Here is a 9734-nt window from a genome sequence, read left to right on the forward strand (position 1 = left end):
TTAGTTTGATGAGGAAATTAAATTTAATGGGAGTGATTGACTAATGATAGATATTGATAGCATTGAGTTAAAATCAAGAATAAATATGTTGAAAAATAAAATAAAAGAATTAGGAGATCACCTTTGAAGTCCAGAAAAAAGAAAAACAAGTAAAAGAAATTACAGAACAAATGAATTTAAATTCATTCTGGCAGGATCAAGCAAGAGCAAATTTAATAAGCAAAGAGCTTAAAGACCTAAAAAATGTAATAGAGGAATATCAAAAAATAAATGAACAATTGGAAGAATTGGATATTCTCTATGATTTAAATAGTCAGGAAAATAATGGCGAGATATGGCAGGAGATTTTATTTAAAATTCAGGATTTGGAGAAGGATGTTAGTCATCAGGAGAGAAGCCTTCTCTTCTCTGGAGAATATGATAAGAATAATGCAATTTTATCAATTCATTCTGGTGCTGGTGGCACTGAATCACAGGACTGGGCAGAGATGCTTCTCAGAATGTATCTTAGGTGGGCAGAAAAAAATAATTTTAAATCCGAAATAATTGATTTAATGCCTGGGGATGAAGCGGGAATTAAAAGTGTTACTTTTACAGTTAGTGGTAGAAATGCCTTTGGTTTATTGAAATCAGAGAAGGGCATTCATCGTTTAGTTCGTATCTCACCTTTTGATGCTAACAAGAGAAGACATACTTCCTTCGCTTCAGTTGAGGTAATACCGGAAGTTGAGGAGGATGTAAAGATTGATATTGCAGAATCAGATTTGAGAATAGATACATATCGGTCTACTGGTGCTGGAGGACAACATGTAAATACTACTGATTCAGCTGTGCGTATAACGCATTTACCTACCAAAATTGTAGTACAATGCCAGAATGAGCGTTCCCAGTATAGTAATCGGCTAACTGCTATGAAGATCTTAAAAGCCAGATTATTTGAGTATTATCAGAGAAAAAAGGAAGAAGATCTAGAAAGGATAAGTGGGGATAAAAAAGATATTGCCTGGGGAAATCAAATTCGTTCCTATGTTTTCCAACCCTATCAAATGGTCAAGGACCACCGAACTAAAGTAGAAAGCAGCAATATCCATCAAATTATGGATGGAGAAATTCAAATATTCATAGATGCTTATCTGCGATTTTCCCAGAAAAGAGGTATTGGTTAATATTTTAAATATGAAAAACACACTCTTCACTTATGTTAGTAATTAGTTAAAGAATCAAGCTATAAAGATTAAGATTTATAAAATAAAATTATTACCTGAAGTCTAGAGAAATGACAATACTATCAATAAAGTGTCGATTAGAAGATGGAAGAACCAAAAGAAAGAAAATGGCAACCGGTGGTTATTAAAAGGTTAGTTTTTTTAGAGTAAGGTCAATAACAGCCGCCATTCGGCAGGTGTTTTACTACTTATAAAGGGAGGATATGTTATGCTAAAAGATATGAAAATAAAGAATTTTATGGATTTACTTGCTTCAAGATCTGCTACACCAGGAGGAGGAAGTGTGGCAGCATTGACTGGCGCTATGGGAGCTGCTTTACTTTCCATGGTCAGTAATCTAACAGTGGGGAAAGAAAAATATCAGGACGTGGAGGAAGAAATTAAAGAATTACTTAAAAAAAGTGAAAGATTAAGAGCAACTCTGGAAGAACTTATGGAAAAAGATATAGAGGCATTTAATCAACTTATGGCAGTTATGAAATTACCTAAGACCAATGAGGAAGAAAAGAAAGACAGAAACCAGAAGATGCAAATTGCTTTAATAGAAGCAGCTAAAGTACCATTAGCAGTAGCCCGAAAAAGTAAAGAATTAATAGATATGTGCCAGGAGATGGCCAGAAAGGGAAATAAGAATGCAATAAGTGATGTAGGGGTGGGAGTGTTACTGGCAGAAGCTGCCTTTAATGGTGCTGTAATTAATGTAAAAGTAAATATGAATTTGATTAAAGATGAAAATCTAAAAAAGGAACTCACTGAAGAAATAAAAAGCCTTACTGGTTTGATAAAAGGAGAAAAAGACAGAGTTTTAGAAATAGTATTACAAAGACTATAAGTATGCAGTTATACTTAAGGTTAAATATACAGCAGCTTATAACTTTTACCGGTAAGCCGAATAGCCTCGTGACATTAATTAAAACACTCAGATAGAAGAGAATAGTATGCTAATAAAAGTAAGGTCAAAAATCTTCTAGTATACTGGTGTAAATAATATTATTCTGTAATCAATCCTCAAAAAATTTCAAAATTATTTGTTTTTTTTCTGGCATATGTTATAATATTTATAATGATGATGGATAAATTGCATCATTTTTATAAAATGCAACAATAATTGCATATTATTTAGGAAGATTTAATTCAAATTATGGCTAAACCATCCTCTTTGCAAGACAAGATTGAAAAGGTGCTTTCCCAGATGAGTGAAAGCCAGAGGAAGACTGCTTATTACTTACTAGAAAACTATGATAAAGCTGCCTTTTTAACTGCTGCCAAGATGGGCAAAGAAGTAGGTGTTAGTGAATCAACCATTGTCCGTTTTGCCAGTTTATTGGGGTATAATGGATTTCCGGAACTGCAAGAATCTCTTCAAAATATGGTTAAAAGACAGTTAACAACAGTTAACCAGTTGAAGAGTTCTATCAATAAAGTGTATAAGGGCAAGAACGTATTATATCAGATTTTGCAGTCTGATATAGATAATTTAGAAAAGACTATGAATGAGATTTCGGCCCATTCTTTTGAAAAAATAATATCTTATATTTTAAATGCAGATGTAATTTATATTGTTGGATTGAGAACCGCTACTTCAGTATCTTTGTTTTTTTATCAAGCTTTAAGTCTTTTCCTAAGCAATGTCAGGAGTATTACCTCCTTTGGTATGGAAGATTTATTTGAGCGGATTGCCGATATAAATAATAAGGATCTGTTGATTGCTATCAGTTTTCCTCGTTACACCAGAAGAACGGTGGAAATACTGGATCTAGCTATTAAAAAAGGTGCTAAAACAGCTGCTATAACCGATAATATTATTTCACCTATTGCCCAGAAGTCAGATATTGCGCTAATAGCAAGAAGCAATCTCAATTCTTTTGTTAACTCCTTTACTGCTCCTTTAAGTGTTATAAATGCTATTGTTACAGCAGTAAGTATAAAAAAAGGAAAGCAAACCTTCGAAAAATTATCTAAACTGGAAGAAATATGGGATGAATATAACATTTTTTATTAGTTTTAAATGGTAGTTCCATTTAATAATAAAAAACAATATTTTGCCAGTGAAGATTTATAAATAAAATTGTTTTTATAATAGAGATTAAGCCACATTATGTTATTTGCCCATTTTGGCCTAAGAAAGGAGTATTATTATGAAGACTAAAGAAAAGCTGAAGGAAAAATTATGGTATATTCTACCCGAGATATATGATATTTTAACTGCCAGCCAGGATCTGGAGGAAGCCAGGAAAAAACTTTTTAATTTCTGTAAGGACTTAGAATGGACTTATCGTGAGGGATTAAGGCCACTTCATAAATTAGATTTTGGAATTACCTTAGAAGCAATTAAGGTATTTACCAATCTAATATCAAAACGCAATGAAAAGATAGCAGGATTCAGTACTCTGCAGTATCTATGGGAGCAAGTGCAAAATGAGCTTGAAGGGCATCGAGAACCATCAGAGTCTTTTTTAGAAGAATGCCGCCACCTCTTTTTAGCTATGTCTGGAAAATCAAATATAGCTCGCGGTTGGTTAGGTCCTGTTCTAGAAAAAGAAGGTATTAAAATGATTGACTTTCAGAAGCTTAAAGGAAGGGAAGCCGGTAAAGCACGATCAAATTACCTAGACCAACTCTATAATAAAGTAGATGAATATATTAACCGTTATCCCTCCGGTTTAGACAATAAATTAATCAGAGAACGACAGCAGAATGTCCATAAAATTAGAGATTTCTTCTCGGCAAGCGAAGAGGACTGGTATGACTATCAATGGCAGATTAAGCATATCTTTAAAGATAAAGAGGGATTGGAACAATTAAAACAGCTGGTTCCTATGACCCAGGAGGACATCAAGGCTATAGAGCTTGCCTTAGGTCAAGGTATTCCCTTTGGTATCACTCCCTATTATCTGTCACTCTTTGACTTCTCCCGTGCCGATCGGAAACATGATTATCAAGTACGTTCCCAGGTAATTCCACCCATGCATTATGTGCAATTGATGGGAGAACATCGTCAGGAAAGGAATTATTATTTTGACTTCATGGGAGAGCATGATACCTCTCCGGAAGAACTTATTACCAGACGCTATCCCATGATCTCCATACTAAAACCTTATGATACCTGTCCCCAGATCTGTGTTTATTGTCAGCGTAACTGGGAAATTACCGGACCCATGTTGCCAGAAGGAATGCCCACCAAAGAAAAGATTGACCAGGCCATTTCCTGGTTTTCGGATCATCCATCCATGCGTGACGTACTGATTACCGGAGGAGATCCTTTAGCTTTAGATGATGAACTTATTAAGTACATAATGGATAGATTGTGTTCCTTCAAACATGTGGTTAATATTCGCTGGGGAAGTCGTATCTTTGTCACCTTACCCTATCGTGTCACACATAAGTTAGCTGAATTACTATCGAAATATGTAGAACCAGGCAAACGTAATGTTGCTATGGTAACTCACATTGAAAGTGCTGCGGAGATAACTCCTGATTTATCGGAAGCGGTAAGAAAGATAAGGAATAAGGGTATTTATATCTATAATCAATTGGTTTATACTCTGGAGAACAGTCGCCGTTTCCAGAATGCCTCTACCCGTATTGCCATGAAGAAGGCAGGGGTTGATCCGTACTACACTTTCTATCCTAAGGGTAAGATTGAACATAAGGATTATCTAATTCCCGTAGCACGTCTCTGGCAGGAGCGCAAGGAAGAAGCTCGCCTCTTACCTGGAATTTTCCGTACTGATGAGCCGGTATTTAATGTACCTCGTCTGGGGAAAAATCATATTAGAGCCTGGCAGGATCGAGAATTAATAGCTTTAACTCCTGAAGGACAGAGAGTCTATCTCTGGCACCCGTGGGAAAAAGGGATTGCGCCAGTGGAACCCTATCTATACCGGGATATCTCTATCTATGAATATTTACAGGAATTACAGGACAGGGGAGAAGATATTAAGGAATACAGTTCTATTTGGTATTATTACTAATAATTGTTCTGAAATATTAAAATACTTCTAAGTACGAGCACTGAATTTCTTTAGGTTAGAAAAAGAGGGGGTGGTCAGATATTAAGAGAAAAAAAGAACAACATTTTTCTTATTAATTTAATTAAAAAAAGAAGGAGGAGAAGATGAGAAAACTGGGATGTTTTTTATTAACAATATTTCTTTTATTACTAGTATTTAATGGAATTGGTTCAGCAACTGAGTTTTTAACCTTTGGTACCGGTAGTCCAGGAGGAGTTTACTATCTTTTGGGAGGAGCAATGGCGGATTTCTGGACCAGATTACTTGATGTTGATGTTACAGCAGAGTCTACCGCGGCTTCGGTTGAGAATTGCCGGCTAACTGGAAGCAATGAAGTTCAACTTGGTATGGCGATGAGCGATGTAGCTTTTAAGGCTTATCATGGACAGGTGCAATTCGAGAATGACAAACAACCTATATTAGCATTGTTTTCTATGTATCCAGCTCTTCAGCATTTCATTAGCATTGATCCAGAAATTAAATCGGTTAGTGATTTAAAAGGCAAGAAAGTTTCTGTGGATGCTCCTGGAAGTGGATGTGAAACAATGGCCAGATTAATTATAGAAGCTGCCGGTTTGTCTTATGATGACATGCAAGTAAGTTATTATTCCCAACCAGAAGCAGCTCAAGCCATGAAGGACATGAATATTGATGCCCTTTTCTATAATTTTGCCTATCCTGGGGCATCAGTTCAAGAAATAACTGCAGTTCGGGATGTCTATTTTGTGCCTATAGATGATGATATTATAGAGAAATTATCGGCTGAATACGGTTATTATATGAGAGGAGCCTTTCCTCCTGGAGTTTATAAAGGACAGGATATGGAAGTTCCTTCAATCCAGGTAGGTAATGATGTAGTTGTTAATGCGAACATTGATGATGAAATTGCATATCAATTGACAAAAGCATTGTTTGAAAATGCTGAAGACTTGCATGATGTGCACCCTGCAGCTCATCAGTTTGTAGCGGAAAATGGTGTAAAAACGTCTATTCCTCTCCATCCCGGTGCTGCCAGATACTTTGAAGAGATAGGTTTGGGAGAATTTGTACGTAAATAAGCATGATAAAAGAGTCAGGGAAAAAGTGATTTTCCTGACTCTTCTTTTTTTATTTCTTTTATGCTTTTTATGGGTAAGCATAATAATACATGCCAGCCCTCAGGGGGTACATTATTTTCTAAAGATTATCAAAAGGGATAATCAGGTATCTTTGTTATCAATAGAAGTATGTTATGATGAAATTTTTTACCTTGTATTTACCAATTCCCGAGATTTGAATCCAATTATTGACGTATTTCAGGTAGGAGAAAAGGGCTATTTTTATCTTCTAGAGGAAAGGTATCCCTGGTATGGAGTAGGTCAGGAATATCATCAATCAAAAGATATCTTTTTTGAAGATGGTATGGTAGTTGTTAGATTAAATAAAGAGATGAAAATATTACCGTTAAGAGTTGCCTATACTGTAGAACAGATATTAAAAGTAAATAATAAGCAATACTGGCTTAATAGTTTAGCAAAAAGCGGAGAAGCCATTGATTTGTTAGTTGAAGTAAAAGGAGGTCAGGGAAATAGTGAATAAAAGTGGAGCAGATAAACAACAGGAAAAGGAAAATTCATTATCCAAACAACCACTCAGTGAAAACGATAAAATTACCAAAGAGCTGGAAGAATTTGAATTTAAGGCAAAAAGAACCCTGGAGGGATATTGGTTTATACCTATTTTAATAGCTTCTGTGGGTTTATTTCTCTTTCATATGTATACAGGATGGTTTGGTGCTTATTTTAGTTTAATTCAACGGTCTATACATTTTATGTTAATTCTAATTATTAGCTTTTCTTTATTTGCTCGGACAGAAAAGATTAGAAGGGATATAATTCAGTGGTACGATTTTATTTTTATCGGTTTGGCTATAATTCTCTGTTTTTATATTTTAACCAATATTCATGAATTAGTATGGAGAGCTGGCAATCCTAATCGAGTTGACGTTATTCTGGGAGTAGTTCTTATTCTAATTACTTTAGAAGCAACCAGAAGGGCAGTGGGGAAACCATTAATGTTTGTAGCCATTTTTTTTCTACTTTATGCTCTGGCATTGGGACCCTATATGCCTGGTAGATTTGCACATGGTACGTTTTCTCTCAGGAGGGTAGCTTATTACCTGTATCTAACGGATGCTGGAATATTTGGAACACCTTTAGGTGTATCGGCTAACTTTGTCTATCTTTTTATCCTTTTTGGCTCCATTTTAAATAAAACCGGTGCTGGCCAATTTTTTATTGATTTTGCCACAGCGGTAACCGGTTATACCAGGGGAGGACCTGCTAAAGCTGCCGTGGTATCCAGTGGTATGATGGGAACTATTTCTGGTAGTTCTACTGCTAACACGGTTACTACTGGAAGTTTTACCATTCCTTTAATGAAAAGTGTAGGTTATAGTTCTATCTTTGCTGGAGCGGTTGAACCGGTTGCTTCAACAGGTGGACAGATTATGCCTCCCATCATGGGTGCAGCTGCCTTCATTATGGCTGAATTTTTAGGAGTCCCTTATATCGAAGTAGCTAAAGCGGCCATATTGCCTGCCTTTTTCTACTACCTGGCTCTTTTTATGGCAGTTGATTTCAGGGCAGCCAGAATTGGACTGGTTGGTCTTAAAAGGGAACAATTGCCTAATTTAGTGAAAACTTTAAAAATAGGATGGATTTTATTAGCTCCCATCTTTGCCCTAATTTATCTATTAATAAATGGTTATTCACCACAAAAATCTGTGGTATCCAGTATAGCTATTTTAATAGTTATCAGTATGTTCAATGCCAGGACAAGGTTAACTCCCAAGAAATTAGTGGAAGCATTGGTTGATGCGGGAATGGCAGCAACTACAGTAGCGGTTGCTTGTGCAGCTGCTGGAATTATTGTAGGAATTACTACTATGTCTGGATTAGGCTTGAAATTTACCGGTATCGTTTTTAATTTATCAAGAGGTATTTTACCCATTGCCCTATTTTTAGCTTCAATATCATCACTGGTTTTAGGAATGGGAGTACCTACCACTGCTAATTATGTTATTATGGCTACCTTAATTGCTCCAGCATTAATAAGACTCATGGTAGCTAATTCTCCATTGATTCTTCCTCATTTATTTGTTTTTTACTATGGAATTCTGGCCGATATTACGCCACCAGTTATGCTGGCAGTCTTTGCAGGTGCAGCTATTGCCAGGGCACCTTCTTTGAAGGTTGGAGTAGAAGCGATGAAATTAGCAATACCTGGATATATATTACCTTTTATGTTTATCTATCACCCTGAGATAATTGCCTGGAATTTTATGCCAGATTTGAATTTAGCCCGGTTAGTCTATGGTATTGTCATGGCTTTAACTATGTCACTTGGTTTTGCAGGTGCAACACAGGGATACTTTTTAAGAAAGACTTCCCAATTAGAAAGAATACTTCTTTTTGTAGGGTCATTTTTGGTAATACCAGCACAGTTATATCTTAATATATTAGGAGTTGGTATCATTATATTAGTGTTAACATTACAAATTATGATTAAACCAAAGAATTTGTAATTTTATAAAAATTTTAAATTGACAAATAAAAGAGATATGGTATTCTATTAATGGTTAATCCATTAGTCAATTAGTCCAATTTACAAGGTTTTTAATACAATGGAAATCGAAATCAACAGAAACAGCAGAATACCATTATATCTTCAAATTAAAGAACAGCTCAAAGAGCTTATCCAGAATGGTCAAATGAAAAAAGATTCCCAATTACCTACCGAAAGATACCTTTCCCTTAAACTTAAAGTTAGCCGTAATACTGTTAGCATGGCATATAAAGAGCTTATTCAAGAGAAAATTATTTCTTCCATTCCCGGTAAGGGTACTTTTGTCATTACTGAACCAGAGCAAGGAATTTATTCATATAATAATATAAATAAATCACCGGTAATCAAGAATGTTGATTTGGCTATTCATAAGGCTTTAGAGTTAAATATTCAATTTGAAGATTTTATGCGTTTAGTCAGTCATCGATTCAAAGAAAAGAGAAATCTTTTTAGTAATGTACATATAGCTTTTATTGAATGTAACCAAGAACAATTACTTTACTTCTCCCAAAGATTGGAATTAGGTACAGGTATTCATATTACTCCTATTTTAATAGATGAAATGTATAATCAAAAAGATTATTTCCTGGAAAAAATGAAGTCAGTTGATTTGGTAGTAACAACTTTTTTTCATCTCCAGGAAGTGCAAGATTATTTAAAGCACGAGAACAAGAAAATTATTGCCATAGCATTAGATCCACAAATTGAAACCATGGTTAAAATTGCCCGCAGTACTTCCTCAGATATGAATATTGGTTTAGTTTGTTTAACAAGTAAATTTGCCGAAAGAGTTGTAAAATCTATTAATAATGCAGGTATAAAATTCAAAAAAATAATATTCACCACAACTCGGAAGGCAGATGAATTAAAAGAATTGATTAATAACAGT

At 35.1% G+C, this 9734-nt stretch carries 8 protein-coding genes; all 8 read left to right on the forward strand.

The annotated features are described in order from the left end of the window. Positions 1-43: 43 nt before the first annotated feature. A protein-coding gene (prfB, locus tag PHD84_06915) for a peptide chain release factor 2 (protein MDD5637528.1) occupies positions 44-1166 on the forward strand; the annotation gives its coding sequence in 2 pieces (ribosomal slippage) (positions 44-112 and positions 114-1166; 1122 coding nt in all). 268 nt (positions 1167-1434) lie between these two features. After that, positions 1435-2058 carry a cyclodeaminase/cyclohydrolase family protein gene (locus PHD84_06920; GenBank protein MDD5637529.1) on the forward strand — a complete coding sequence of 208 codons (624 nt, stop codon included), beginning with the start codon at positions 1435-1437 and terminating at the stop codon, positions 2056-2058. Between the two features lie 309 nt (positions 2059-2367). After that, positions 2368-3228, forward strand: a complete 861-nt coding sequence (locus PHD84_06925; GenBank protein MDD5637530.1) for a MurR/RpiR family transcriptional regulator — start codon at positions 2368-2370, stop codon at positions 3226-3228. A 136-nt stretch (positions 3229-3364) separates the two neighbouring features. Continuing rightward, complete coding sequence (locus tag PHD84_06930) at positions 3365-5200, forward strand: KamA family radical SAM protein (protein MDD5637531.1); 1836 nt, start codon at positions 3365-3367, stop codon at positions 5198-5200. 143 nt (positions 5201-5343) lie between these two features. Next, positions 5344-6297, forward strand: coding sequence for a TAXI family TRAP transporter solute-binding subunit (locus PHD84_06935; GenBank protein MDD5637532.1), 954 nt, complete (start codon positions 5344-5346; stop codon positions 6295-6297). Next, positions 6284-6817 carry a DUF1850 domain-containing protein gene (locus tag PHD84_06940; protein ID MDD5637533.1) on the forward strand — a complete coding sequence of 178 codons (534 nt, stop codon included), beginning with the start codon at positions 6284-6286 and terminating at the stop codon, positions 6815-6817. Before PHD84_06935 ends, PHD84_06940 begins: the two co-directional genes overlap by 14 nt. Beyond that, entirely contained in the window at positions 6810-8804 is a 1995-nt protein-coding gene (locus PHD84_06945) for a TRAP transporter permease (protein ID MDD5637534.1), read from the forward strand. The genes PHD84_06940 and PHD84_06945 overlap by 8 nt, the downstream gene beginning before the upstream one ends. A 99-nt stretch (positions 8805-8903) precedes the next feature. After that, the coding region (locus PHD84_06950) for a winged helix-turn-helix domain-containing protein (protein ID MDD5637535.1) at positions 8904-9734 on the forward strand (831 nt) is incomplete at its 3' end.

It is taken from the genome of Atribacterota bacterium, assembly GCA_028717805.1.
Lineage (GTDB): Bacteria > Atribacterota > Phoenicimicrobiia > Phoenicimicrobiales > Stramentimicrobiaceae > Stramentimicrobium.